18 protein-coding genes and 1 riboswitch are annotated in these 26,434 nt (G+C 71.8%); of the genes, 15 read left to right on the top strand and 3 right to left on the bottom strand.

Annotated elements, in window-relative coordinates:
- Window positions 1–415 precede the first annotated feature (415 nt).
- Entirely contained in the window at window positions 416–844 is a 429-nt protein-coding gene (locus ABZ470_RS35180; protein WP_362771692.1) for a hypothetical protein, read from the bottom strand.
- Between the two features lie 386 nt (window positions 845–1,230).
- Window positions 1,231–1,406: riboswitch (cobalamin riboswitch) on the top strand.
- Window positions 1,407–1,552: 146 nt separating this feature from the next.
- Between ABZ470_RS35180 and metE the strand changes: the two genes are divergently transcribed.
- Window positions 1,553–3,853: a 5-methyltetrahydropteroyltriglutamate--homocysteine S-methyltransferase gene (metE, locus tag ABZ470_RS35175; RefSeq protein ID WP_362916864.1), complete on the top strand. Its 2,301-nt coding sequence runs from the start codon at window positions 1,553–1,555 to the stop codon at window positions 3,851–3,853.
- 44 nt (window positions 3,854–3,897) lie between these two features.
- Here the strand turns inward: metE and ABZ470_RS35170 are convergent, their stop codons facing one another.
- Window positions 3,898–5,721 (bottom strand): AMP-binding protein, encoded by a 1,824-nt coding sequence (locus tag ABZ470_RS35170; protein ID WP_362916862.1) that lies wholly within the window; start codon window positions 5,719–5,721, stop codon window positions 3,898–3,900.
- 969 nt (window positions 5,722–6,690) lie between these two features.
- Here ABZ470_RS35170 and ABZ470_RS35165 point away from each other — a divergent pair.
- From ABZ470_RS35165 to ABZ470_RS35100, 14 genes are all read left to right on the top strand, one after another.
- A complete protein-coding gene (locus ABZ470_RS35165; RefSeq protein ID WP_362916860.1) occupies window positions 6,691–7,338 on the top strand; it encodes a Phenylacetic acid catabolic protein in 648 nt (215 codons plus the stop codon).
- 2 nt (window positions 7,339–7,340) lie between these two features.
- Window positions 7,341–8,489 (top strand): radical SAM protein, encoded by a 1,149-nt coding sequence (locus ABZ470_RS35160; protein ID WP_352009176.1) that lies wholly within the window; start codon window positions 7,341–7,343, stop codon window positions 8,487–8,489.
- Between the two features lie 34 nt (window positions 8,490–8,523).
- Window positions 8,524–8,799, top strand: coding sequence for an acyl carrier protein (locus tag ABZ470_RS35155; RefSeq protein ID WP_352009177.1), 276 nt, complete (start codon window positions 8,524–8,526; stop codon window positions 8,797–8,799).
- Window positions 8,800–8,864: 65 nt separating this feature from the next.
- The gene (gene fabI, locus ABZ470_RS35150) at window positions 8,865–9,683 is read left to right on the top strand and encodes an enoyl-ACP reductase FabI (RefSeq protein WP_362916858.1); all 819 of its coding nucleotides are present in this window, start codon (window positions 8,865–8,867) and stop codon (window positions 9,681–9,683) included.
- Between the two features lie 76 nt (window positions 9,684–9,759).
- Entirely contained in the window at window positions 9,760–12,750 is a 2,991-nt protein-coding gene (gene aroA / locus ABZ470_RS35145; protein ID WP_362916856.1) for a 3-phosphoshikimate 1-carboxyvinyltransferase, read from the top strand.
- Window positions 12,750–13,895 (top strand): acyl-CoA dehydrogenase family protein, encoded by a 1,146-nt coding sequence (locus tag ABZ470_RS35140; protein ID WP_362916854.1) that lies wholly within the window; start codon window positions 12,750–12,752, stop codon window positions 13,893–13,895. The genes aroA and ABZ470_RS35140 overlap by 1 nt, the downstream gene beginning before the upstream one ends.
- A complete protein-coding gene (locus tag ABZ470_RS35135; protein WP_362771703.1) occupies window positions 13,892–14,695 on the top strand; it encodes an SDR family oxidoreductase in 804 nt (267 codons plus the stop codon). Before ABZ470_RS35140 ends, ABZ470_RS35135 begins: the two co-directional genes overlap by 4 nt.
- Window positions 14,688–16,766, top strand: coding sequence for an FAD-dependent oxidoreductase (locus ABZ470_RS35130; RefSeq protein WP_362916852.1), 2,079 nt, complete (start codon window positions 14,688–14,690; stop codon window positions 16,764–16,766). The genes ABZ470_RS35135 and ABZ470_RS35130 overlap by 8 nt, the downstream gene beginning before the upstream one ends.
- Entirely contained in the window at window positions 16,759–18,003 is a 1,245-nt protein-coding gene (locus ABZ470_RS35125) for a beta-ketoacyl-ACP synthase II (protein WP_362771707.1), read from the top strand. The genes ABZ470_RS35130 and ABZ470_RS35125 overlap by 8 nt, the downstream gene beginning before the upstream one ends.
- Before the next feature lie 24 nt (window positions 18,004–18,027).
- Window positions 18,028–19,113: a branched-chain amino acid aminotransferase gene (locus ABZ470_RS35120; protein ID WP_362916851.1), complete on the top strand. Its 1,086-nt coding sequence runs from the start codon at window positions 18,028–18,030 to the stop codon at window positions 19,111–19,113.
- Window positions 19,114–19,115: 2 nt separating this feature from the next.
- A complete protein-coding gene (locus tag ABZ470_RS35115) occupies window positions 19,116–20,792 on the top strand; it encodes a beta-ketoacyl synthase N-terminal-like domain-containing protein (protein ID WP_362916850.1) in 1,677 nt (558 codons plus the stop codon).
- A complete protein-coding gene (locus ABZ470_RS35110; protein WP_362916848.1) occupies window positions 20,789–21,256 on the top strand; it encodes a PaaI family thioesterase in 468 nt (155 codons plus the stop codon). Before ABZ470_RS35115 ends, ABZ470_RS35110 begins: the two co-directional genes overlap by 4 nt.
- A gap of 211 nt (window positions 21,257–21,467) precedes the next feature.
- A complete protein-coding gene (locus ABZ470_RS35105) occupies window positions 21,468–23,819 on the top strand; it encodes a phosphoketolase family protein (RefSeq protein WP_362916846.1) in 2,352 nt (783 codons plus the stop codon).
- Window positions 23,820–23,924: 105 nt separating this feature from the next.
- Window positions 23,925–24,365 (top strand): Hsp20/alpha crystallin family protein, encoded by a 441-nt coding sequence (locus ABZ470_RS35100; RefSeq protein WP_352009188.1) that lies wholly within the window; start codon window positions 23,925–23,927, stop codon window positions 24,363–24,365.
- A 69-nt stretch (window positions 24,366–24,434) separates the two neighbouring features.
- Here the strand turns inward: ABZ470_RS35100 and ftsH are convergent, their stop codons facing one another.
- The gene (gene ftsH / locus ABZ470_RS35095) at window positions 24,435–26,366 is read right to left on the bottom strand and encodes an ATP-dependent zinc metalloprotease FtsH (RefSeq protein ID WP_362916844.1); all 1,932 of its coding nucleotides are present in this window, start codon (window positions 26,364–26,366) and stop codon (window positions 24,435–24,437) included.
- Window positions 26,367–26,434: the final 68 nt, after the last annotated feature.

The raw sequence follows: 26,434 nt of genomic DNA, 5'->3' as shown, positions 1-26,434 counted from the left end.
TCTCAGGGAACTACAGGTGCTGCTGGCCGTCTGGGCAGGCCGGTGCCCGACCTGCCACCAGCGACCGCCCTAACCACCTAACAAAGCACTACTAGGACCCGTTTTGCGGATCTTTCCGCCTGCCGCGGTCGCCCAGGCGGCGCCCCGCCGCGTTGTCGCCCCACCCCACGAAAACGCTCCGCGTTTGCCGCGGGGCCCGGGGAGAATCTGTCGCCCATAACTCCGTTATGAGCTCCTCCTCCGCCTCGCGGGGCATCCACCTGGACGATCCTCGCCACGGCGAAGATCCACAAAACAGGTCCTGGGCGGGGCGTCGTGCCCTTGGGGAAACGGGAAACGGAGCGATCCCGTTTCCCGTTTCCCGTTTCCCGGCACTCGTTCTCCGTGAGCCCGCGACGGGCTCGTCGCGAGTTCTCTAACGCGAGGTGGTGGAAACCGGCAGGCGGGACTCCTCCCGCTGTTCCTCGTGCCCCTCGCGCCGGGGGAGGGTCGCGGCGACGACCAATGTCCCGGCGATCAGGACGACGTTCTTGACGACGAACTCGCCCTCCATTGTGAGCATGAGCGGGTTTCCGTCCTTGAACGCGACACCCGGGTGGAGCACCAGGACCAGGAACGTGCCGACGAGGTGGAGCAGGAGCACGGGCAGGAACGGGCGCAGCCACCGGCCGGTGAACAGCGCCAGGGCCACCGCGACCTCGAACACGCCCAGGGCGGGCACCACGAACGACGCGGGCAGCGGCACGAAGGACAGGGTGTCGGCGACCAGGGCGCCGACCGGGCTGACGTTCGCCACCTTCAGCACGCCGAACCACAGGAACACCAGGCCGAGCGTCCCTCGCATGATGACCGGGAAACGCCGGTGGAGAATGGCGGCGACTCGCGACTTGACATCGGTTAGGGCGCTTGGTATACGCCCTTGATGGAGATGTGACCCTTTAGTCCGATACATGGTTAACTCCGATGGCTGGGGGGTTTGCCGGGTCTAATATAGCCTGCCCTTTTCTTTCGGAAATTGTAGGAAATGGGGTCTTAGGTCACGGTTGTTGAGTCGCGAAAGCGGGGGGCGGAGATTTTCCCGCGACCCGCGAATTCCCCCGTACGGTTTCAGGCGGCCCGGGGCGATGGGAGAACGATCCCGCGAACCCGCCGGCGGGCCCGAATATGGTTGTCGCTCCGCCATCGGATGCGCGTAGGGTTGGGGACGCAGTCGGTTCGCCCTGCCCGCCAGGCAGACGCGTCGTAAGAGGGAACCCGGTGTGACTCCGGGACTGCCCCGCAGCGGTGAGTGGGAACGACCGCCGTCAAACGCACTGGATCCGGCAGATCGGGTCCGGGAAGCGACGGCCACTAGGTGTCAGGGCGAGACAACGGCCCGGACGTGCCCGCGAGTCCGAAGACCTGCCACTGCCCGCGTGCGACCACGCACGCGGTGACCTCGGTGACCTCGCGGGTGGGTCGGCGGCATGGGACGGGCCTGGTGCGCCCGCCTCTCCTTCGTCTCTCCCCTCGGGGCACCGGAGTCCTTTCGTGACTCGCGAAGGAGAGTTCCGTGACCGAGACTTCCTCCCCCACCGTGTACGGCTACCCCCGTCAGGGGCCGGACCGTGAGCTGAAGAAGGCGATCGAGGGCCACTGGGCGGGCCGGGTGACCGAGCGTGACCTGCTGGACGTCGCGGCCGGGCTGCGCGCAGGCAACTGGCGGCACCTGACGGAGGCGGGGGTGCGGGAGGTGCCGACCGGCGACTTCTCGCTGTACGACCACGTCCTCGACACCACCGTCATGGTCGGCGCCGTCCCCCCGCGTCACCGAGCCGTCGTGGAGACGGAAGGCCCCCTGGCGGGATACTTCGCCATGGCCCGGGGCACCCAGGAGGTCGCCCCGCTGGAGATGACCAAGTGGTTCGACACCAACTACCACTACCTGGTGCCGGAGCTGGGACCTGACACCGTCTTCGCCGCGGACCCGGCAAAACAGGTCGGCGAACTGCGCGAGGCCGTCGCGCTCGGGCACACCGCGCGCCCCGTGCTCGTCGGCCCCGTCACCTACCTGCTGCTGGCCAAGGCCGCCCCCGGCGCGGACCCGGCCTTCGAACCCATCGGCCTGCTCGACCGGCTGCTGCCCGTCTACGCCGAGGTGCTCGCCGCCCTGCGCGCGGCCGGTGCCGAGTGGGTGCAGCTCGACGAGCCCGCGCTGGCGCAGGACCGCGACCGGGCGGTGCTCGACGCCGCCGCCCACGCCTACCGTGAGCTCGGCGCCCTGACCGACCGGCCGAAGATCCTCGTCGCCGGTTACTTCGACCGGCTCGGAGACGCGCTGCCGGTCCTGGCCAGGGCGCCGATCGAGGGCCTGGGACTGGACTTCACCGGCCCGGCCGCGGCCAACCTGGAGGACCTGGCCCGCGCGGGCGGTCTGCCCGGCAAGCGCCTGATCGCCGGTGTCGTGGACGGCCGCAACGTGTGGATCAACGACCTGGGCGGGTCGCTGGCGACCCTGGCCACCCTGCTCGGCCTGGCCGGCCGGGTGGACGTCGCGCCCTCCTGCTCGCTGCTGCACGTCCCCGTCGACCTCGGGCTCGAACACGGCCTCGACCCGCGGGTCGGCCGCTGGCTCGCCTTCGCCAGGCAGAAGGTCGCCGAGGTCGTCACCCTGGCCACCGGGCTCAGCGAGGGAACCGGGGCCGTCGCCGGACGACTGGCCGCCAACCGGGCCGACCTGGCCTCACGCGAGGCCTCCGCGCTCACCCACGACCCAGAGGTCAGGGCCCGCGCCGCCGCGGTCACCCCCGCCGACACCCGCAGGCCCCAGCCGTACGGTGAGCGGGCGGCGGCCCAGCGCGCCCGCCTCGGCCTGCCGGAGCTGCCCACGACCACCATCGGCTCCTTCCCGCAGACCGGGCGGCTGCGGGCGGCCCGCGCCGACCTGCGCGCCGGGCGGATCGACCAGGACGCCTACGACGAGCTGATCGCCTCGGAGATCCGCTCGGTCCTGGTCTTCCAGGAGCGGGCGGGTATCGACGTCCTGGTGCACGGAGAGCCGGAACGCAACGACATGGTCCAGTACTTCGCCGAGCGGCTCAACGGCTACCTGGCCACCCAGCACGGCTGGGTGCAGTCGTACGGCACCCGCTACGTGCGCCCGCCGATCCTGGCCGGGGACGTCTCCCGCCCCAGGCCGATGACGCTGCGCTGGACGACCTACGCCCAGTCCCAGACGGGGCGACCGGTCAAGGGCATGCTGACCGGCCCGGTCACCATGCTCGCCTGGTCCTTCGTCCGCGACGACCAGCCGCAGGCCGAGACCGCCCGCCAGGTCGCCCTCGCCCTGCGCGACGAGGTCGCCGACCTGGAGGCCTCGGGCATCGCCGTCATCCAGGTGGACGAGCCCGCGCTGCGGGAGACGCTGCCGCTGCGCGCGGCCGACCGGCCCGCCTACCTGGCCTGGGCGACGGAGGCCTTCCGCCTGGCCACGAGCGGGGTGCGGGCCGACACCCAGATCCACACCCACATGTGCTACGCCGAGTTCGGTGAGATCCTGGCCGCCATCGACGACCTCGACGCCGACGTGATCAGCCTGGAGGCCGCCCGCTCCCACATGCGGGTCGCCGGCGAACTGGCCGGGGCCGGGTATCCCCGCGAGGTGGGGCCGGGCGTCTACGACATCCACTCCCCGAGGGTGCCGGACGTCGAGGAGGTCGCCTCCCTGCTGCGCGAGGGACTCGGCGGCATCCCGGCCGGGCGGCTGTGGGTCAACCCCGACTGCGGCCTGAAGACCCGTGGCTGGGGCGAGGTCCGTGTCTCCCTGGACAACATGGTCGCCGCGGCCCGGGTGGTCAGGGCGGAGGCCGGCTGACCCCTCCTCCGGGCCCGGCGCGCGCCGGGCCCGGAGGCTCCCGGTCACGACAGGCGTCCGGCCGCGAGCCGCCGCACCTCAGACCGCACGATCTTGCCCAGCGGGGTTCTCGGGAAGGCGTCCAGGCCCAGGTCCTCGACGGGGACGAACCTGCGCGGCACCTTGAAGGTGCTGACGAACCTCAGCAGCGTCGCGCGCCAGCCGTCGACGCGGGCGACGGCACCGGGCAGCAGCGTGTAGACGAGCACCGGCTCGGCCCCCGTCACCGGGTGCGGCAGCGCCACCAGGACGGCGTCCTCGACGCCTTCGAGGTGCGGGACGAGGTTCTCGACCTCGGCGGGGTAGAGGTTCTCGCCGTTGACGACGACCATGCCGTCGAGGCGGTCGACGATCGACAGCTCCCCGCGTTCGTCGAGGCGTCCCAGGTCGCCGGTGCGTATCCAGCCGTCGTCGACCCGCTCCCCGGTGAGACCGGGGGCGTCCTGGTAACGGGTGAACACGTTGTCCCCGCTCAGCAGCACCTCGCCGCTCTCACCGGTCGCGACGTCCCGCCCGTCCCGGCCGGCCACGCGGACCCGGGAGCAGTCCAGGGGCAGCCCGGCGCTCCTGGGGTCGCCGCTCTTTCTCCCGCGTGGTTCGACCGTGGCGATCGAGGCCGTCTCGGTCATGCCGTACACCTGGTGGACGGGCAGGCCGAAGGTGGCCTCGAAGCGGTGGATCAGCTCGACGGCGAGGGGGGAGCCTCCGGCGAGGACCCCCTTCAACCGGCCTGCGACCGGTCGTTCCGGCCGTTCGACCAGGTGGGCGAGGTAGGCGTTGACCACAAGCGTCCACGTTGGCTCGTAGCGGTCGACGTAGGTCCAGAACCGCGCCAGCGCCGCCTCCGGGCGCACGCACACGGTACGGCCGCCGCACCACAGCGGGGTCAGCGTCGGGAAGACCTGCCCGCCGGCGTGGAAGAGCGGGCTCACGTTGAGGAAGACGTCGTCCTGGCCCGCCCGCGCCCATCCGGCCAGGGACCGGGAGCCCGAAAGCAGGCTCCGGTGCGACAGGACGACCCCCTTCGGGGTGCCGGTGGAACCGGAGGTGTAGACGATCTCGGCGTCGGCCGCGCCGTCGCCGCCGGAGAGGATCGGCCGCCTGCCGTACGCCTCACCCCGCGCGAGCAGGCCGGTCAGCAGGGGCTCCTCGTCGTCGGTGCCGATCCACTCCGGGCGTCGCCGCAGCTTCACGGCCGTGGCCTCGCGGCCGAGGACGAGCGCGGGGCCGCAGTGCGCCAGGAGCGTTTCGAGTTCGGCGGCGCCCGCCTTCGGGTTCAGCGGCACCAGCACCCGCCCTGAGGCGACGACGCCGAGGAAAAGCAGCGCCGCCAGCGACGAGTTGTGCATGACCGTCACCACCCGCGCCCCGGCGGGGACGCCGCGTTCCTCGAACAGGGTCGCGCATCCCCTGGTGAAGGTCAGGACGTCCGCGAAGGAGACGACGCGGCTCTCCGGCTCGACGGGCAGCAGGTAGGGGCGCTCGCCGTACCTGGCGGCGGCCGAGGTGACGAGGCCGAGCAGGGTCGTCGCCGCGGGGAGGGACGGCCCGGTCACGGCCGGCGGGGCGGGGCCGGGCAGGGCGACGCTCCGTGACCCCTCCCGCAGGGCACGTCGTACGGCGGCGCACAGGTGGCTGACCGTGGGCGTCTCGAAGACGACGTCGACGACGTCCGCGCCGAAGGACAGTTCGAGGCGCGTCACGATCTCCACGGCGGCCAGTGAGTCCATCCCGGCCTCCATGAGGTCGTCGTCGGGACCGAGACGGGAACGGTTGAGGGCCTCGGCGCAGATGGAGGTCACCCGCGCCTCAAGATCGGTCGTGGCCACCGAAGAACGCCTCCGTTCAATTCACGGACCGTTCTGCCGCCGCGCCGGTCCCCTTTTCTCTCCCGCGGTGATATTCATCCGTCGCCCCACGGACGGTCAGAAGTGACGTCGCGATGATCCGCGGATAGCCGGGATCATGTGCGGTGGTTCTTCGCGGCGGTGTCACACCGCCCTCGGAGAATGCGCCCGAAACGGCCCGCTGTCAACGACGGAACAGTTCCCGCGGTGCTGATTCGGGTTTTCGTTTCTTTCTTCCCGCATGGGGTACGCCGGGCCGGTGAAATCCGGGGAGCAGGGGTACGGGCCGACACGAAGACCATTTCGACCCTGGGGCGGGGTAATGGCCACGGCACCGCTCGGCGGCGATTTCGACCCCTTCTCGCCGGAGATCACGGCGGGTCCTTATCCCGTCTGCGCCGGCCTCCTCCGTTCCGGCGAACCCGATCGCGCGCCCGCCGCGCGCCTGACACCCCGTCGTACCCGACGCCCGCCGGGTCCGGGTCCGCGGGGCGGGAATTCCGGTCCCAGGGCGGACCGGAAAAGGCGGAGCCGAATATCGGAATAAAAAGCCGCCCGAAACCAGGGGTCCCGGAATCCCCGACTTTTTGTGTTACCTGTGAAACGTGTGTTACCAGAGTGGCCTGATGGATTCGGTATTCCGTGACGGATCGAGCACCGTACGACGGTTGTGGACGCTCCCTGGTATCGGTCTTGACCGTGTGTTAGCATTCCTCCGACTAAAGGCCTGTAAGGGAATTTTATGGCCGTTGACCGCGAGGACGCCGGCTGGTCGGTTCGGTTTCCTGTGTCGTAAGAATTACCGCTCGCGTACTTTTTCTGGAGAAAGCATCAGGCCTGTTTCGGCATTGGAGGGTGACGGTGACCCGGAAAGTCGCGGTTCTGGACGACGAATTGCTTGTGGTGCGAACACCCGAAGAATTCCATCGTGCGCCGGGCGACTATCAGAAGATGCTGATCAGCCAGGTCATGATCAACACAGAGGGTGAGCTGTCCGGCGGCGACGACTACACCATGGTCTTCCTCCCGCTGGCGCCGAACGCCGAGGAACGCCAGGTCTGCGCCGAGCGCGCGGTCGAGGAGTACGACCACTACAAGATCGGAAAGCGGATCCTCGCCGAGATCGGCGTCGACACCACCTACATGGAGCAGCAGTCGCTCGACGAGCGCAACCTGTTCGCCGACCAGGGACTGCACACCTGCACCACCTGGGCCGAGCGGGGCGTGTTCTCCTACATCGGCGAGGAGGCGGCGCTGCTGATGATCCGCGAGTTCGCCGAGAGCAGCTACAAACCGTGGGCGGAGGCGGTGCGCACCATCATCCTCGACGAGAAGGTGCACATCGCCCACGGCGCCCGGGTGTGCAGGAACCTCGCCACCACCGAGGAGGGCAGGCAGCAGCTGCAGGCCGCGCTCGACCGGCTGTGGCCCACCTTCATCGGCGTCTTCGGCAACCCCAACTCCAAACGCGCCGACCTGGCCATCAGGTACGGCCTGCGCCAGACCACGAACGCCGAGGCCCGCGACCAGTGGATCAAGACCGTCTCGGCCCGCGCGATCAACCTCGGGTTGCGCGTACCGACGACCCAGGCGGGCTGACCATGGCCACGGTTCCGCTCACCCTCGCCCCCTACAACCCTCCGGAGCCGGAACGGCGCGCCGCCAAGGTACGGCTGCGCGAACTGCTGGCCGACCGGCCGGACCTCGCCGAACGTGTCCAGGCCATCCGTGAGATGGGACGCCGGGTCCGCGCCTGCGAGGTCCACCTGACCACCACCTGCAACATCCGCTGCAAGGGGTGCTGGTACTTCGAGGGCGGCTTCGACGCCGCCGTGCCCGAGACCTCCGACATCGGCCTGATCAGGGCGTTCGTCGAACGGCTCGACGCCTCGGGGGTGACCCAGGCCACGCTGATCGGTGGCGAGCCGACCCTGGTGCTGAACCGGGTCCAGCCGTTCGTCGAGCTGCTGCCGTACATCACCATCTCCACCAACGGGCTGCGCCCGCTGCCGAGGGAGGGCTTCGAGAACGTCGCCGTCGCGATCAGCCTCTTCGGCGGCGGCCCGCTCGACGACGACCTGCGCGCGCACCGGCCCAACGGCTCGACGTTCACCGGCCTCTTCGACAAGGCGCTCGGGCACTACCGGGACGACCCGCGTGTGACGTTCGTCTTCGCGTTGTCGGAGGACGGCCTGCGCCACGTCGAACCGACCGTGCGGGCCATCGCCGACAACGGCAACCAGGTCACCTTCAACTTCTACAGCGCGCACGGCACGGACCATCCGCTGCGCATCGAGAACGAGAAGAGAACCCTGGCCGAGGCGCTGCGGGTCAAGGAGCTGTTCCCGGAGACCGTGGTCTCCCACCCCTACTTCATCGAGACCCTCATCACCGGGCGCACCCACTGGGGAGGCCGGTTCGGCTACGACGTCTGCCCGAGCATCAGCGTCGAACTGCCCGAGCACGCCGCGCGGGTCGGCAACGGCCACCCGGTCATCGACGGGTTCGCGGTCTACGGCGCCGACTACAAGACGCTGCAGTTCTGCTGCACCTCGGGAGACTGCGGCGGCTGCCGCGACAGCCAGGCCGTCTACACCTGGCTGGTCGTCAGCCTCAACCGGTTCCTGGACAGCCCCGAGCGGCTGGAGACGTGGACCGGCCTGGCCGAGGCCTACTGGCGGCAGTGGTACTGGTCGCAGCGTCACTCGCCGAACTTCGCGCGCCGTACCGCATCCGCATCCGCCGAGTGAGACAGGCCCAGTGAGACAGAAGGGAAAGACAGGCATGACGAGTGAGGCCGCCCCGTCCGCCATCCGGGACTTCATCAACAAGGAACTCGTCGACCTCGGGGTCGAGGAGGACGCGCTCGACGCCGACGCCAGGTTCGACGAACTGGACATCGACTCCCTCGACGTCGCCGACCTGATGACGTCGATCAAACGTGACTACGGCGTCGTGATCCCGCGCCGCGACCTGGTCGGGATCACGCTCGGCCAGCTGGTCGACCGCGTCGTCTCCGAGCGGGCCGCGGCCGTGCAGGAGGCCGCCGAGGCGGGGTGACCGGCACCGGGTGAGGACACCGGCGGCGCGCAGGAGAACGAGAACCCCCGAACGGAGACATGCAGGTGTCCGGACTTTTCACGGGCAGGAAGTACCTCATCACCGGAGTGCTCAACGAGGAGTCCATCGCCTGGCACGTCGCCGCCGCGCTGCAGGCGCAGGGCGCGGACGTCGTGCTCACCTCCTTCGGGCGTGCCCTGCGCGTCACCCGCAAGGCGGCGGCCCTGCTGCCGTCGCCCGCGGACGTCCTCGAACTGGACATGACCGACGACACGCACTTCCAGGCGGTCGCCGAGGAGGCCGCGGAGTGGGACCGCCTCGACGGTGTGCTGCACAGCGTCGCCCACGCGCCCGCCGACGCGCTCGGCTCGGGTTTCCTGACCACCCCGGCGGCCAGCGCGCTCGACGGTTTCCGCGTCTCCGCCTACTCCCTGCAGCAGCTCGCCCAGGCCCTGGCCCCCGTGCTCGCGCGGGCGGAGAACGGCGGCGCGATCGCCGGGATGACCGTGGACACCGGCAGGGCGCTGCCCGGCTACGACTGGATGGGCGTCTACAAGACGGCCCTTGAGTCCGTCGCCCAGTACCTGGCCCTCTATCTCGGCCCGTCGGGAATCCGGGTGAACCTGGTCGCCGCGGGCCCGGTCGAGACCGTCTCGGCCTCGGGAGTGAGCAGCTTCGGGCGGCTGGCCGACCACTACGAGCGGTGGGCGCCGCTCGGCTGGGACCGCAACGACCCGTCGCGGGTGGTCGGCGCGGTGCTGTTCCTGCTCTCCGACCTCGCCAGGTACACGACCGGACAGGTGCTGTACGCCGACGGCGGGATGCACGCGGTGACCGGCGGCGTCGGCGTCCCCGACCCCGCGGCCCCCTCCGGGCGGCGGTGAGCGCCGCACACGGGCCGAAGCCACCGACGACCGGTCGCGGGGCGTCGGCCGCCACGACTGGTTGAAGGAGGTCGGCATGCGTCTCCTCGTCAAGGGAACGGCCGGACCGCTCGCCGGGGAGCTGGACATCCCGGTCTCGAAATACCACGCGCACCGCGCCCTCATCCTGGCCTCCCTGGCTCCGGGGACCAGCCGCATCCACGGCCTGACCGACGCGGGGCACGTCCGGCACACCGTCGCCGCGCTGCGGAGCCTCGGCACGTCCATCAGGGTGGAGGGGGACACCTTCGTCGTCGAGGGCGGGCCGTACCGGCCGAGGGACGGCGTGGTCTCGGTCGGCAGTTCGGGCACCACCCTGTACTTCCTGACCCCGCTGGCCTGCCTGGCCGAGGCGCCCGTCACGATCACCGGGCAGCGCTACTTCCGGCGCAGGCCGATCAGGCCGCTGCTCGACGCGCTCGCCGCACTCGGCGTGACCGTCGAGGCGCCGACGGGCTGCCCGCCCATCTCGGTCCTGCCACACCGCCCCTCGGGAGGGCGGGTGAGCGTGCCGGGCACGCTGTCGCAGTGGATCTCCGGCCTGCTGCTCCTGGCGCCCTTCGCGACGGGCCCCAGCCTCATCGAGGTCACCGGGCCGTTCAACGAACGCTCCTACGTGGACCTGACCGTGTCGATGATGCGGACCTTCGGCCTGACCGTCGAGGTCGGCGACGACGGCCGCGCCTTCGCCGTCGAACCGGGCCAGCGGGCGCGTCCCGCGACGGTCACCCTGCCGCCGGACATCGGCTCGGCCGCCTTCGGGATCGCGGCCACCGCGCTGCACCCGTCGGACGTGCTGCTGCGCGGTCTGCGCACGACGAGCGCCGCGGAGACCGACCACCCGGAGGCGGACCTGCTGGACATCCTCACCCGCATGGGGGTGCCGTTGCTCCGCGACCCGGACAGCGGGTTCGTGCGGGTGCGCCACGACGGGCTGCGCCTTGCCCCCGTCACGGTCGACTGCCGTACGGTCCCGGACGCGCTGCCGGTGCTGAGCGCCCTCGCCTGCCACGCCGAGGGCACCTCGGTGCTGGAGAACGTGGCCCACGTGCGGCTCAAGGAGTCCGACCGGGTGACCGCGATGCTGCAGCTCAACCGGATGGGGGCACGGCTCGGGCTGCGCGGCGAACGGCTGGTCTGCCACGGGGTGGAGAGCCTCGCCGCGGCCGACCTGTCCTCCTTCAACGACCACCGGGTGCTGATGGCGCTGGCGGTGGCCGCGTCGAGGGCCGACGGGGAGAGCAGGCTGACCTACCCCAACGCCTACCGGATCTCCTACCCGCGCTTCCTCAACGAGATGAACACGGTCGGCATGTCCATGACGGTGCAGGCCCCGGAGCGGGGGCCCCGGGCGACACAGGGGACACAGGAGACACGGACCCCGCGGGTCGATCCCGGCAGGACGGCCGCCACGACCGTCGGCGCGCTCGTGCGCCGCAGGGCGGGGGAGCGGCCGGACGACGTCGCCGTGGTCGAGACCGCCTCGGAGGGCCGCGGGGAGCGCGTCCTCACCTGGCGGGAGCTCGACGAGCGCGCCGACGCCGCCGCCGCACTGCTGCTCGACCTCGGCGTCGAACCGGGCGAGCCGGTCGCCTGGCAGCTGCCGAACTGGGCGGAGTTCCCCGTCCTGGCCCTGGCGACGGCCCGCGTCGGGGCGCTGTGCTGCCCGCTCATGCCGATCTTCCGTGAGCGGGAGATGTCCTTCATGCTGGGCGCCTCCCGGGCGAGGGTCCTCGTCGTCGCGGAGCGGTTCCGGGGGCGCGACCACGCCGCCGAGATCGCCGGGCTGCTCGCGCTGCCGGGCGCGCCACGGCTCGACCACGTCGTGGTGACCGGTGGCGAGGGGCCCCTGCCGTACGGCACGGGCACGACCGCGTGGCACCGCTGGGAGGAGGCGACGGCCGGGCGTTCCCCCGGCCGCGCCGTGATCGACGCGCGCGGGCCCGCGCCGACCGCGCTGGCCCAGCTGCTGTTCACCTCGGGCACCTCCGGCACGCCCAAGGGGGTGCTGCACCGGATGGACGCGCTGACCAGGGCCGCCATGATGGAGGTCAGGCACCTGGGCCTCACCCGGCGGGACCGGGTCTTCGTCCCCTCCCCGCTGGCCCACCAGACCGGGTTCCTCTACGGCATGTGGCTGGCGATGGCGCTGGGCGTCCCGCAGGTCCTGCAACCCGTCTGGGACGGCCGGGCCGCGCTGGACGCGCTGCGCCGCTGGGAGTGCACCTTCACCCAGGCGGCGACCCCGTTCCTCGGCGACCTGCTGGGCGCGGTCGAGGAGACCGGACGACGCCCGGAGGCGCTGCGGATCTTCGTGGCGACCGGCGCCGCGGTCCCGCGCGCGCTGGCGGAACGGGCCACCCGGACGCTGGGCGCCGCGGTGTGCGGCGCGTGGGGCACGACCGAGACCGGCCTGGGCACCCTGTCGGCGCCCGGCGACGAGGAGGCCCTGGTGTGGGGGACCGACGGACGGGCCCTGACCGGGGTGCGCGTCCGGGTCACCGACGACGCTGGCCGGGTCCTCGGCCCCGGCCAGGAGGGCAACTTCGAGGTCATCGGCAAATGCCTGTTCGAGGGCTACCTCGACCAGCCGGAGCAGACCGCGCAGGCCATGACCCCCGACGGGTGGTACCGCAGCGGCGACCTCGCCGTGATCGACGAGGCCGGGTTCGTCCGGATCACCGGGCGGGTCAAGGACGTGATCAACCGGGGCGGGGAGAAGGTGCCCGTCGCCGAGATCGAGCAGCTGCTGCACACCCACCCGGCGATCGGCGACGTGGCGATCGTCGCGATGCCCGACGAACGGCTCGGCGAACGGGCCTGCGCCTACGTCGTGGCGACCGGCGAGATGGACCTCGGCGAGATGCGGCGCTTCCTCGACGAACGCCGGGTGGCCAAGCAGTACTGGCCGGAACGCCTTGAGCTCGTCGGGGAACTGCCCCGCAACCCCGCGGGCAAGGTGCAGAAGTTCCTGCTGCGCGAACGGGCGAGACAGCTTGACGGTGTCGACAGTGAGGTGCATGGGTGATGTGGAGCGGTGAGAGCGCCTTCCCGGCGTTGCTCAGGGAGGCCGAGGCGTTCGTCCGCGGCCCGGGCGAGGAGTACGCGGCCGAGATCGAACGGACCCGCGCCGTCCCCGCGCGGCTCTGGGAGGACCTGCGCGAACGCGGCCTCCTGCGCCTGGCCGCGCCGGTGGAGTACGGCGGGCACGGCGTCCCCTTCTCCCGCTACCTGGAGGTCCTCGAACTGATCTCCATGTCGCACGCCTCGGTGCGGATGATCGTGCACGTGTGCAACGGGGTGTGGCGGTCCATGGACCGTTTCGCCACCGACGAGCAGCGCAAGGAGTTCGTGCTGCCGCAGATCGCCGGGGACATCAGGGTCGCCTTCACACTGACCGAACCGGACGCGGGAACCGGCGCGGACCTGCGCGCCAGTGTGACCAGGCAGGGGGACACCTACTTCCTGTCCGGCAGGAAGCACCTGATCACCTTCGGGGTGAGCTGCGACTACTGGCTGCTGTTCGCGCGCCTTGAGGGCACCGCGGGCAAGGAGGGCACGGTCGCGCTGCTGGTCGAGCGCGGGGCGCCGGGCGTGACGGTCGAGGCCATGCCGGACACCATGGGCGTGCGCGGCACCGACCACGCCAGGCTGACCTTCGACCGCACGCCGGTCCCGGTCGCCAACCGGCTCGGCGAGGAGGGCCAGGGGCTGGAGGTCGCGCTCGGCGGATTCCTCACCCCCAGCAGGATCGCGGTCGCGACGACCTGCGTCGGGCTGGCGAGGAGGGCGCAGGAACTGGCGGCCGAGCACGCGCGGGAACGCCACACCTTCGGCAAGCCCCTCGCCGCCCGGCAGGCGATCGCGTTCGCCCTCGCCGAGAACGCCGCCGACATCGAGGCGGCCCGCCAGCTCACCCTGTACGCGGCCCGCCGGTGGGAGGACGGCGACGAACGGGCGGGCACGCTGTCGTCGATGGCCAAGCTCACCGCGGTCGACATGCTGACCAGGGTCACCGACAAGGCGCTGCAGGTGCACGGCGGCATCGGGTACTGGGAGTCGAGCCCCATCGAACGGGTCTACCGGGACGCCCGGGCCCAGCGGTTCGAGGAGGGCACCAACGAGATCCAGAAGACCGTGATCGCCAGGGACGTACTGAGGGCGGGAAATTGAGCATCTATCAGGACAAGATCGTCGTGATCACGGGAAGCTCGCGCGGCATCGGGCGGGCCCTGGCGCTCACGCTCGCCGCGGGCGGCGCGACCGTCGTGGTCAACTACAAGAAGAACACCGCCCTGGCCGAGCAGACCTGCAAGGAGATCGAGCAGGCGGGCGGCAGGGCGCTGGCCGTGCGGGCCGACGTCGAGCAGCCGGAGGAGATCGACAGGCTCTTCGGCACGGTCGGCGAGACCTTCGGCAGGCTGGACCACTTCGTGTGCAACGCGGCGGCCAGCGCGTTCAAGAACATCGCCGACCTCAGGCAGCACCACCTCGACCGCTCCTACGCGATGAACGTGCGCTCCTTCGTGCTCGGCGCGCAGCACGCCGTACGGCTGATGACCGGCGGCGGGCGGATCGTCGCGCTGTCCAGCTACGGCAGCATCCGCGCCTACCCGACCTACGCCAACCTCGGCGCGGCCAAGGCGGCGATCGAGGCGTGGGTGCGCTACATGGCGGTGGAGTTCGCGCCGAAGGGCGTCAACGTCAACGCGGTCAACGGCGGCATCATCGAGTCCGACTCCTCGGAGTACTTCTACAACATCCCCGGCATGGCGCCGCTGCCCGGAGTGCTGTCCAAGATCCCCAAGGCGCGGATGGGAACCGCGCGGGAGGTCGCCGACTGCGTCGCGTTCCTGCTCTCGCCCGCCTCCGAGTACGTCACCGGGCAGACCCTCGTGGTCGACGGCGGCCTTTCGGTGATCGCGCCGCCCTTCCACGAGGACCTGACACCCCCGCTGGCCTGGGATGACTGACCTGCGGCACGTCCTGTCCCCGGGGCGGATCGGGCGGCTCGAACTCCCGCACCGCGTCGTCATGGGCGCGATGCACCTCGGCTTCGAGGCGCGCGACGACGGCGGCGCCGCGCTGGCCGCGTTCTACGCCGAACGGGCCAGGGGTGGCGCCGGGCTGATGGTCACCGGCGGCGCGGCGGTGAGCGCCGAGGGCGCGGGAGGCCCCGGGTACGGCGTGCTCGGCGACGCCGCCTTCCACGCCCGGCTGCGGCGGGTCACCCGGCGGGTGCACCGGGAGGGCGGGCTGATCGCGCTGCAGCTGTTCCACGCGGGCCGTTACGCGCGGCCCGCGCCCTCCGGGCCGCCGCCGGTCGCGCCGTCCGCCGTGCACAGCCGCTTCTCGGGGCGCGAGCCGTACGCCATGACCCCGCAGCGGGTCCGCGGGACGGTCGAGGACTTCGCACGCGGCGCCGCCCTCGCGCGTGACCTCGGGTTCGACGCCGTCGAGGTGATGGGGTCCGAGGGATACCTGGTCGACCAGTTCCTCTCGCCGCTGACCAACCTCCGCGACGACGAGTGGGGCGGCGACGCCGTACGGCGCGGGCGTTTCGGCGCCGAGGTCACCCGGGCGGTCCGCACGGCCGTGGGGGAGGACTTCCCGGTCGTCGTCCGTTTCACCGGGATCGACCTGATGGACGGCGGCACCCCGCAGGAGGACGTCCTGGCCTTCGCCAGGGCGCTCGCCGCGGCCGGGGCGGACGCGCTCAACGTCGGCGTCGGCTGGCACGAGTCCCCGGTGCCCAGCGTGCAGGCCGTCGTGCCGCCCGGGGTGTGGACACCGTTCGCCGTCCGGGTGAAGGAGGTCGTCGGCGACCTCCCGGTCATCGCGGGCAACCGGGTGAACCGCCTGGAGACCGCCGAGGCGATCCTCGCGGGGACCCCGATCGATCTGGTCTCCATGGCCCGCCCCTTCCTCGCCGACGCCGGCCTGGTCTCCGCCGCGCGGCGGGGCCGGCCGGTGAACGTCTGCCTGGCCTGCAACCAGGCGTGCGTCGACCACTCGCTGACCGAGCGCGAGGTGTCGTGCATGGTCAACCCCAGGGCGGGCCGGGAGTCCGTCCCCCGGTGGTCCGTCCGCCCGGTACGGCCTCGCACCGTCGCGGTCGTCGGCGGCGGGCCCGCCGGGCTGCAGGCCGCCAGGAGGGCGGCGCTGGCCGGGCACCGGGTCGAGCTCTACGAGGCGGCCGAGGCCCTCGGCGGTCAGTTCCGCATGGCGCGCCAGGTGCCGGGCAAGGCCGACTACGGCGGGACGATCGCCTACTTCGCCGCGGAACTGGCCCGGCTCGGCGTCCGCGTCCACCTCGGCCGCGCGATCGGGGCCGCCGACCTCGGCCTGCTGCGCTCCCACGACGGCGTGATCGTCGCCAGCGGCACCCGCCCCCGCCGGGTGGACGTCCCCGGCGCCGACCTGCCGAACGTGCTCACCTACCCCGAGGCGTTCGCCCGCCTTGCCCGGGAGGGCCTGGAGGGGCGGGTGGCGATCGTCGGCGGTGGCGGCGTCGCCGCCGACCTGGCCCACCTCCTCAGCAGAGGCCACGGCCCGCTGGGGGAGGACGAGCGCTTCCTGCGCCGCCACGGTCTGGCCGCCGGTCCCGTGCCGGTCACCGCGCGGACCGAGGTCACCCTCGTGCAGCGCGGCGCCCGCACCGCCGGGCGCACCGGCAGGTCGACCCGGTGGGCGGTGCTGGCGGAGCTGCGCGAACAGGGCGTGCGCGTCCTGCGCGAGACGGCCTGCCTGCGGATCACCCCGGCCGGGGTGTGGATCGCCGGGCCGGACGGCGCCGAACGGCTCGTCGAGGCCGAGACGGTCGTCGTCGCCGCAGGCCAGGTCACCGACCGGGCGGTCCCCGCGCTCGCCGGGGACGCCGGGGTGTGGCACCGCCTCGCCGGCGGGGCGAGGGACGCCGAAGGGCTCGACGCGGTGCGGGCCTTCGCCGAGGGGTTCGCCGCCGCGGCCGAGTTCGACGAGCGGGGGCCGGGCGCGCTCGAGCCCGCCGGTCCGGGAAACCGTGGAGGGACTGTCAATGGGTAACGGGCACGAGGTGGTGATAACCGGGATCGGCGCGGTCACCCCGGTCGGGATCGGCAGGGAGGAGACCTGGCGCAACCTGCTGGCCGGGCGTTCCGGCGTCGGCCCCGTCACCGCGTTCGACGCGAGCGGGCTGCCGACCAGGATCGCGGCGGAGGTCAAGGGCTTCGACCCGGCCGCCTACCTCGACGCCAAACGGGTCCGCCGCTCGGCCCGCTTCTCCCAGTTCGCGGTCGCCGCGGCGCGCGAGGCCGTCGCCGACGCGAAACTGGAGATCGGCCGGGACAACGCCGCCAGGGTCGGGGTGGTGGTCAACGCCGCCGTCGCCGGGTTCGACACGGTCGAGACGGCGACCAGGGGGTTGCTGTCCCCCTCGCCGGTCACGCCCAACAGCTACTTCGTCCCGTCCTCGCTGACGAACATGCCCGCCTGCGAGACGGCCATCGACCTCGGCGCGCACGGCCCGGTCAACGCCAGCGCGCTGGCCTGCGCCAGCGGCCTGTACGCCCTGCTCGACGCGCGGCGGCTCATCCTCTCCGGTGAGGCGGACGCGGTCGTCTGCGGGGGGACGGACGCCGCGATCACCCCGGTGATGTTCGCGGGCCTGGTCGGCATGGGCGCGATGTCGGAGCGCAACGACGACCCCCGGGGCGCCAGCAGGCCCTTCTCCGCGGACCGGGACGGGTTCGTGTTCGGGGAGGGGGCGGTGATCATGGTCGTCGAGTCGGCCGAGCACGCCGCAGGACGTGGGGTCACACCGTACGCCGCCGTCGCGGGCGGGGCGCTGACCTGCGACGCCTTCCACATCAGCGCGCCCGACCCGTACGGCGGGCACGCGGCGGAGGCGATCGGCCAGGCGCTGCGGCGCGCGGGGGTCCAGCCGGGGGACCTCGACTACGTCTGCGCGCACGGCACCTCGACCGCAGCCAACGACGCGACCGAGACCAGGGCCATCCGCACGGCGCTCGGCTCGGCCGCGGACCGGGTCGCCGTCAGCGCCCCCAAGTCGATGGTCGGCCACCTCATCGGGGCGGCGGGCTCCCTGGGGGCGATGGTGTGCGCGATGGCGATCCGCGACGGGGTCGTGCCGCCGACCATCAACCTGGAGGTGCCCGACCCCGCCTGCGACCTCGACTACGTTCCAGGCGCCGCGCGGCGGACACCGGTCCGCGTCGCGGCCACCAACGCCTTCGGGTTCGGGGGGCAGAACTGCGTGGCCGTGTTCAGCGGCCTAGAATAAGTCGACACCCGACAGGAGGCATTCATGAACGATGGTTTCCAGCTCCTTCGCACAACGCATCCCCTTCCCGCGGCCGAACGGGAGGAAATCCTCGCTGCTCCGGGTTTCGGTCGTTTCTTCACCGACCACATGGCCTCCGCGACGTGGACGCCGGAGACCGGCTGGCATGACTTTCGGGTAACCGCTCTCGAACCAATTCCAATGCACCCCGGCGCGGCCGTCCTGCATTACGCCCAGGAGATTTTCGAGGGCCTCAAGGCATTCAGGCACGACGACGGGAGCATCTGGCTCTTCCGGCCCGACCTGAACGCGCGTCGTTTCGTGAACTCGGCCAGGAGGCTGGCCCTGCCCGTGCTGTCCGAGGAGCTCTTCGTCGCCAGCGTCGAGGCGCTGGTGCGCGCGGACGAGGCATGGGTGCCGCCGTACGAGGGCGGGCGGAGCCTGTACCTCCGGCCGTTCATGTTCGGCTCCGAGGCCTTCCTCGGGGTGCGCCCGGCCGCGCACGTCACCTACGGCGTCATCGCCTGCCCCGCGGCCTCCTACTTCTCCTCCGGTCTCAGCGGCGTCAAGCTGTGGGTCAGCGAGAACTACGCGCGGGCGGGCAAGGGCGGCACCGGCGCCGCCAAGTGCGGCGGCAATTACGCCTCCAGCCTCGCCGCCCAGGTCGAGGCCCAGGAGCAGGGCTGCGACCAGGTGCTCTACCTCAGTGACGACGAGGAGCGCTACCTGGAGGAGTCGGGCACGATGAACCTCTTCCTGGTCACCGCGGACGGCGAGCTGGTCACGCCGGGCCTGGGCACGATCCTCGACGGCGTCACCAGGGACAGCGTGCTCGAACTGGCCGACGAGCACGGCCTGAAGCCGACGCAGCGGCAGGTCGGCCTGGCCGAGCTGCGTGAGGGCTGCGCGAGCGGGGCGATCACCGAGATGTTCGCCTCGGGAACCGCCGCGGTCATCAACCCGATTCTCGGATTCAAGGGAAGAGAATACGAGCAGACCGTCGGCGGCGGCGTTCCCGGAGAAGTGACGACAAGTATGAGGAATCACATTCTGAACATTCAGTACGGCCTGGCCCCCGACACCCGCAACTGGCTTCGCCGGGTGATTTAAAAGTGGCGTCCGCCTTATCGGGCCGGGAAACGGAGAATACGCCCTCAGGACGTGTCGCCGTCATCGGGATCGGAATACGCGCGCCGGGCGGCGTGACGGACACCGCGTCATATTGGGACGCCATTGTCCGGGCCCGCGACCTGACCGGTGACTTACCGGCCGACCGTCGCGAGGCCTTCGGTGCCGAATGGGATGACGTGGTGACCCGAGGTGGTTACCTGGACAATCCCTTCGATTTCGACGCACGGTTCTTCGGCATGTCGCCGCGTGAGGCCCGCACGGTGGACCCCCAGCACAGGCTGCTGCTCGAAGTCGTCTGGGAGGCGTTCGAGGACGCGGGCACACCGCCGGGCGCCGGGGCGGAGGCGACCGGTGTGTTCGTGGGCATAACCGGCCAGGACTACCGGCACTGGCTGTCCGGAGAGCCCAACTCGTACTGGACGGTCGGCAACGGTCACAGCTTCTCCGCCGGGCGGATCGCGCACACGCTGGGCCTGGGCGGCCCCGCCGTCGCCATGGACACCGCCTGCTCCTCCTCCCTCGTCGCGATCCACACCGCCTGCCGGGCCCTCACCGCGGGCGACTGCGACCTGGCCGTCGCCGCCGGGGTCAACCTGGTCCTGTCCCCCCGCACGACCCGGGAGGTCGGCAGGACCGGGGCGCTGTCCCCGGACGGTGTCTCCCGGCCGTTCGACGCCGCCGCGAACGGGTTCGTGCGCGGTGAGGCGTGCGGGGCGGTCGTCCTCAAACGGCTGGACGACGCGCTCCGCGACCGTGACCGCGTCCACGCGGTGATCGACGGCAGCGCGATCAACCAGGACGGCCGCTCGGCCACGTTCACCGCCCCCAACGGCGACTCCCAGGCCAGGCTCATCGGGTCGCTGCTGGCCAGGATCGGCCTGACCGGCGCGGACATCGGCTACCACGAGGCGCACGGCACCGGGACCCAGCTCGGCGACCCAGTCGAGATGCGGGCCGTGACCACCGCGCTGCGCACCGGCGGAGGCGTTCTCCACGTCGGCTCGGTCAAGGCCAACCTCGGCCACACCGAGTCCGCAGCCGGGGTGATGGGACTGGTCAAGGCCGTCCTGTGCCTGGAGAACCGGTTGATCCCCCCGCAGGCGGGCTTCGAGACGCTCAACCCGCGCATCGACCTGACGGGGACAGGCGTGGTCGTCCCGGGACGGGCCCTGCCCTGGGGCCCGGAGGCGGGCGCGCGGGCCTCGGTCTGCTCGTACGGCATGAGCGGAACCAACGCCTACGCGGTGCTCTCCGCGGCGCCCGCCCCCGGCCCGGTCCCCGCCCGGGACACCGGTCCCGTGCCCGGGTTCACGATCTCCGCCCGCACCCCGGCCGCGCTCGGGGAACTCGCCGGCCGGTACGGCGAGCACCTGGCGGGGCTCGCCGAGGACGGCTACCCGGCCTTCGCCCACACCGCGACCCACGGCAGGACACGCCACGCCCGCACGGTGTGGGTCGGCGCGGACTCGGCGGCGGCGGCGTGCGAGGCCGCCGAGGCGTTCGCGCACGGCCTCGACCATCCGGCCGTGCGCCCGCTCGCCGAGGACGAGCCGGCACCGTGGCCCGCCCCGGCCGGCGCGCGCGCCGTCGCGTCGCTGCCGTCCTATCCCTGGCAGCACGTCCGGCACGTCGTCGAGAGGGACGGGGGACAGGCATGACACGGCCACAGGAACGGGTGGGGGAGCACGCGCCCCTGAGCCCGCGCCTCTCCCTCGACGAGGTGCGCGGGCTGGTCACGGAGTTCTGGCCGGACTCCGGGCTGTGGGTGAGCGAGGTCTCGCCGTACCGGGTGGTCGTCACGGCGGGACCGGAGGGGCTGGAGTGCAGGCCGGGCGGCACCCTGTCCGGCCCGGCGATCTTCAAGGCGGCCGACCTGTCGTCCTTCCTGGCGATAAACGCCTACGCGGGCAGGGTGCTGACCGGGGTGCTGACGCACGGCAGCGTCAGCCTGCTCGAAGCGGCGGAACCCGGCCCGCTCACGGTCGTCGTCGAGGTGGTCAGGCTGGGCCGCCGGACGGCGGTGGCGAACGGGCGGATCAGCGACGCCGAGGGCGGGCTGGTCGCCGTGACGACCATGCAGTTCGCGCTGCCCTCCCGGCAGGTGCTCAGCCCCGGTCCCTGAGGCGCGGACCGACGTGGTGGCGGCGCTCCGGACGAGCCGCTCCAGCCCTTCATGACCGGTGTGCGGCCCAGGCCGCCCGGTGTCGTCGTGCGTCCGGCCACGGGGATCTCCCCGCGAGGGCCGTACGACCCGGATGACGGGGTAGGGGCGCGGTACGGAAGAGGGCGCAAGAGGGGACCAAGGTCCCTGGCCGACCACGTGAAGGACGGAAATGCTCATGGACATGGACACGCTGCGGGAAGTCGACATGTACTGGCGGGCGGCGAACTATCTGTCGGTCGGGCAGATCTACCTGCTGGACAACCCCCTATTGACCGAGCCCCTGGCTCCGGAGCACATCAAACCCCGGCTGCTCGGGCACTGGGGCACGACCCCCGGCCTGAACTTCTGCTTCGCCCACCTCAACCGGATCATCACCGGCAGGGACCAGGACATGATCTACATCGCCGGACCCGGGCACGGGGGGCCTGCGGCGGTGGCGCACGCCTGGCTTGAGGGCACCTACACCGAGCGCTACCCGGCCGTCACCCGTGACGAGGCCGGGATGCGGCGGCTGTTCCGCCAGTTCTCCTTCCCCGGCGGCATCCCCAGCCACGTCGCCCCGGAGACCCCCGGCTCGATCCACGAGGGCGGCGAACTCGGCTACAGCCTGGCCCACGCCCACGGCGCGGCCTTCGACAACCCGGACCTGGTGGTGGCCTGTGTGATCGGGGACGGCGAGGCCGAGACCGGCCCGCTCGCCGCGAGCTGGCACTCCAACAAGTTCACCGACCCCGTCCGCGACGGGGTGGTGCTGCCGATCCTGCACCTGAACGGTTACAAGATCGCCAACCCCACGGTCCTGGCCAGGATTCCCGAGAGTGACCTGGTCAAGCTGCTCGAAGGGTACGGCTACCGCCCGCACCTGGTCTCCGGGGACGACCCGGCCGCCATGCACGAGCTGATGGCCGCGACCATGGAGACGGTGTTCGACGAGATCGCCGCCTACAAGGAGGACCGGGGCGGCAGGCTGCCGATGATCGTGCTGCGCTCCCCGAAGGGATGGACCGGGCCCGCGGTCGTGGACGGGCTGCCGGTCGAGGGCACCTGGCGGGCGCACCAGGTGCCGCTGGCCGCGGTCCGCGACGACGCCGGGCACCGGGCGATGCTTGAGGAGTGGATGCGCTCCTACCGGCCGGAGGAACTGTTCGACGAGCTGGGCCGTCCGGTGGCCGAGATCACCGTCACCGTGCCGGAGGGCGAGCGGCGGATGAGCGCCAGCCCGCACGCCAACGGCGGTGTGCTGCTGCGCCCGCTGACGCTGCCCGACTTCCGTGACCACGCGGTGCAGGTCAAGTCCCCGGCCGTCGAGTCGTCCGAGCCGACCCGGGTGCTCGGCGGGTGGCTGCGCGACGTGATCGCCGCCAACCCGGAGACCTTCCGGCTGCTCGGGCCGGACGAGACGGCCTCCAACCGGCTGTCGGCGGTGTTCGAGACCACGGCCAAGGTCTGGGAGGCCGAGATCCTGCCGACGGACGAGCACCTGGCCCCCGGCGGACGCGTGATGGAGGTGCTCAGCGAGCACCTGTGCCAGGGCTGGCTCGAAGGGTATCTGCTGACCGGCAGGCACGGCCTCTTCAACTGCTACGAGGCGTTCATCCACATCGTGGACGCCATGTTCAACCAGCACGCCAAGTGGCTTGAGTCGTCCAGGAAGATCGGCTGGCGGGCGCCGGTCGCGTCGCTGAACTACCTGCTGTCCTCGCACGTGTGGCGTCAGGACCACAACGGGTTCAGCCACCAGGACCCGGGCTTCCTCGACGTGGTGGTGAACAAGAAGGCCGAGGTGGTGCGGGTCTACCTGCCGCCGGACGCCAACACGCTGCTGTCGGTCGCCGACCACTGCCTGCGCTCGCGGGACTACGTGAACGTGGTCGTGGCGGGCAAACAGCCGGTGCTCGACCTGTTCCCCATGGACGAGGCGATCGCGCACTGCACCAGGGGGCTGGGCATCCTGGAGTGGGCGGGCACCGAGCACCGGCCCCAGCAGGACACGGCCGCCGAGGCCGGGCCGGACGTGGTGCTGGCCTGCGCCGGGGACGTGCCGACCCTGGAGACGCTGGCCGCGGCGGCGCTGCTGCGCGAGCACCTGCCCGAGCTGAGGGTCCGGGTGGTCAACGTGGTCGACCTGATGCGCCTGCAGCAGCCGTCGGAGCACCCGCACGGGATGCCGGACGCGGAGTTCGACGCGCTGTTCACCCCGGACAAACCGGTGATCTTCAACTTCCACGGTTACCCCTGGCTGATCCACCGGCTCACCTACCGGCGTACCAACCACGCCGGGCTGCACGTGCGGGGCTACAAGGAGGAGGGCACGACGACCACCCCGTTCGACATGGCGATGCTCAACGACATCGACCGCTACCACCTGGTGATGGACGTGATCGACCGGGTTCCCGGGCTGGCGGTCAGGGCCGCGTGGCTGCGCCAGCGGATGGCCGACACCCGGCTGCGGGCGCGGGCCCACACGCGGGAGTACGGGGAGGACCTGCCGGAGGTGCGTGACTGGGCCTGGCCGTACTGAACCGTAAATATCCGGAAAGACCCTTGCTTTAGGGATTTTTGCCGCTGTGTCCACCTATGTCGGGAAATGAGAGAGGGGGATGGAACCCACAACAGGGAGGAACCCATGAGCACACCGATGCGCCGTGAGCAGAGAGGCCTCGTTCCGGAGCTGTTCGACTGGCTTGAGCTTCCCTTCGCGGCGCTGCGGCCGCCCGCGGCACAGCCCATCAAGTTCGAGGACTACGTCAAGGACGACCGCTACGTCCTGCGGGCCGAGCTGCCGGGGATCGACCCGGGCAAGGACGTGGAGATCACGGTGTCGAACGGGGTCCTGACCGTACACGCGGAACGGCGCGACGAGCACCGCGACCAGCACAGGACGGAGTTCAGCTACGGCTCCTTCACCCGTTCGGTCAGCCTGCCGCCGGGAGCCGACGAGAACGACATCAAGGCCACCTACGACAAGGGGATCCTGGAGGTCAGCGTCAGACGCGCCGGGCGCGAGCGGGAGGGTAAGCGCATCCCCGTCGAGTCCCAGACACGGCAGCAGCAGAAGAAGAGCTGACCGGGCGAGAGGCGGGGGAGGGCACCGGACGCCTCGCCTCCGCCGGGCGCGGCGGGATCCGGACGGGGTTCACGAGGCCCGGGCGTGCGGGCCCGCCGCGCGCTCCGCGCGCAGCACGCCTCCGACGACCTCGCCGTCGACGGTCTCCTGTTCGAGCAGGATCGCCGCCAGCCGGTCGAGGGCGCCGCGGTGGGTGCGCAGCAGGCCGACCGCGCGCCGCTCCGCCTCGGCGAGCAGGCGGGCCACCTCCTCGTCGATGACCTGCTGGGTCCGCTCCGAGTACGGCCTGCGCGCCAGGGTCTCGGCCTCCTCACCCAGATACTGGGGGCTCGACGAGGAGTAGCCGACGGGGCCGAGGGCCGGGGAGAGGCCGAAGTCGCGCACCATGCGGGTGGCGATCTGGGTCGCGCCCGCCAGGTCGTTGGCCGCGCCGGTCGAACCCTCACCGAAGACGACCAGCTCGGCCGCCCGGCCACCGAGCCGTACGGCCAGCAGGTCGGCCAGGTAGCTCTCGCCGTAGAGGTGCCGTTCGGCCTCGGGAAGCTGCTCGGTGACACCGAGGGTCATGCCCGCGGGCAGGATCGTCACCTTGGCGACCGGGTCGGCGTGCTCGCACAGCGCCGCGAGCAGGGCGTGCCCCGACTCGTGGACGGCGACCGCGTGCCGCTCCTGGGGCAGCAGGGCGTTGGAGGTGTCCCTGCGGCCGAGCAGCACGCGGTCACGCGCCGCGCCGAGGTCGCCGGGGGTGATGGTGGTACGGCCCGCCCTGACCGCGTTGATCGCGGCCTCGTTGACGAGGTTGGCCAGGTCGGCGCCGGAGAAGCCGGGGGTGGCGCGGGCGACGACCCCGAGGTCGGCGTCCGGGGCGAGGTGTTTGCCCGTCGAGTGGACGGTCAGGATCGCCGCCCGCTCGGCCTGGTTGGGCAAAGGCACGGTCACCTGACGGTCGAAGCGCCCCGGCCGCAGCAGGGCCGGGTCGAGGGTCTCCGGCCGGTTGGTCGCGGCCAGGACGACGATCCCGCTGCCCTGGTCGAAGCCGTCCATCTCCGCGAGCAGCTGGTTGAGGGTCTGCTCACGCTCGTCGTTGCCCCCGGTCACCGTCCCCGAGCCCCGGCGGCCCCCGATCGCGTCGATCTCGTCGATGAACACGATCGAGGGAGCGCGCTTGCGCGCCTCGTCGAACAGGTCGCGCACCCGGGAGGCGCCGACGCCGACGAACATCTCCACGAACCCCGAGCCGGTGACCGACAGGAACGGCACCTCCGCCTCACCGGCGACGGCCCTGGCGATGAGTGTCTTGCCGGTTCCCGGCGGGCCGACCATGATCACGCCCCGGGGTGGCTTGGCGCCCGCGGCGGCGTACCGCTCGGGCGCCCGCAGGAAGTCGATCATCTCGCTGATCTCCTGCTTGACGCCGTCGTACCCGGCGACGTCGGAGAACCTGGTGGTCGGGCGCTCCGCCTCGATGATCTTCGCTTTGGAGCGGCCGAAGCCGCCGATGCCGCCGATGCCTCCGGAGAGGGACTGCTGCGCCTGCCGGCCCGTCCAGGCGAACAGGCCGATGAGCAGCAGCAGCGGCAGGAATCCGATCAGGGCCGACCAGAGGGAGCCTCCCGACTGGGTCGCCGTGGTCTGGACGTCCTTGGCACGCAGCCGGTTCTCCAGCTGGGCGGAGTTGGGCGCGGTGGGGATCTGGCTGGTGAACCTCGTGCCGTCCTTCAGGGTGCCGGTGACCGCGCCCTGGTCGTCGATGGAGACGGTCTTGACCTGCCCGGCGTCCACCCTGGTCAGCAGGTCGCTGTAGGAGTACGGCGCGGGCGGGTTCCCCCCGAGCAACAGCGGGACCAGCAGCCAGACCAGGATGATCAGCGTGCCGATCGGCAGCAGCCAGCTCCGCCAGCCACCGGAGGGCGGCGTCGCGGGAGGCGGCGGGTCCTTCGAGGGACCCGGGTTCGCCTTGCCCGTCAGGTGCCGGCCGAACAGCCGCATCGGGGTGATCATCCGCAGGCCTCCATGTCGGCTCCCCCCCTTAGGGCCAGTCTCCGGCCGGGAGACGGGTTCCGGCAGGG

This window comes from Streptosporangium sp. NPDC020072, from assembly GCF_040631445.1.
Taxonomy (GTDB): Bacteria; Actinomycetota; Actinomycetes; order Streptosporangiales; family Streptosporangiaceae; genus Streptosporangium.
This window is presented reverse-complemented; position numbering and strand designations above follow the sequence as displayed.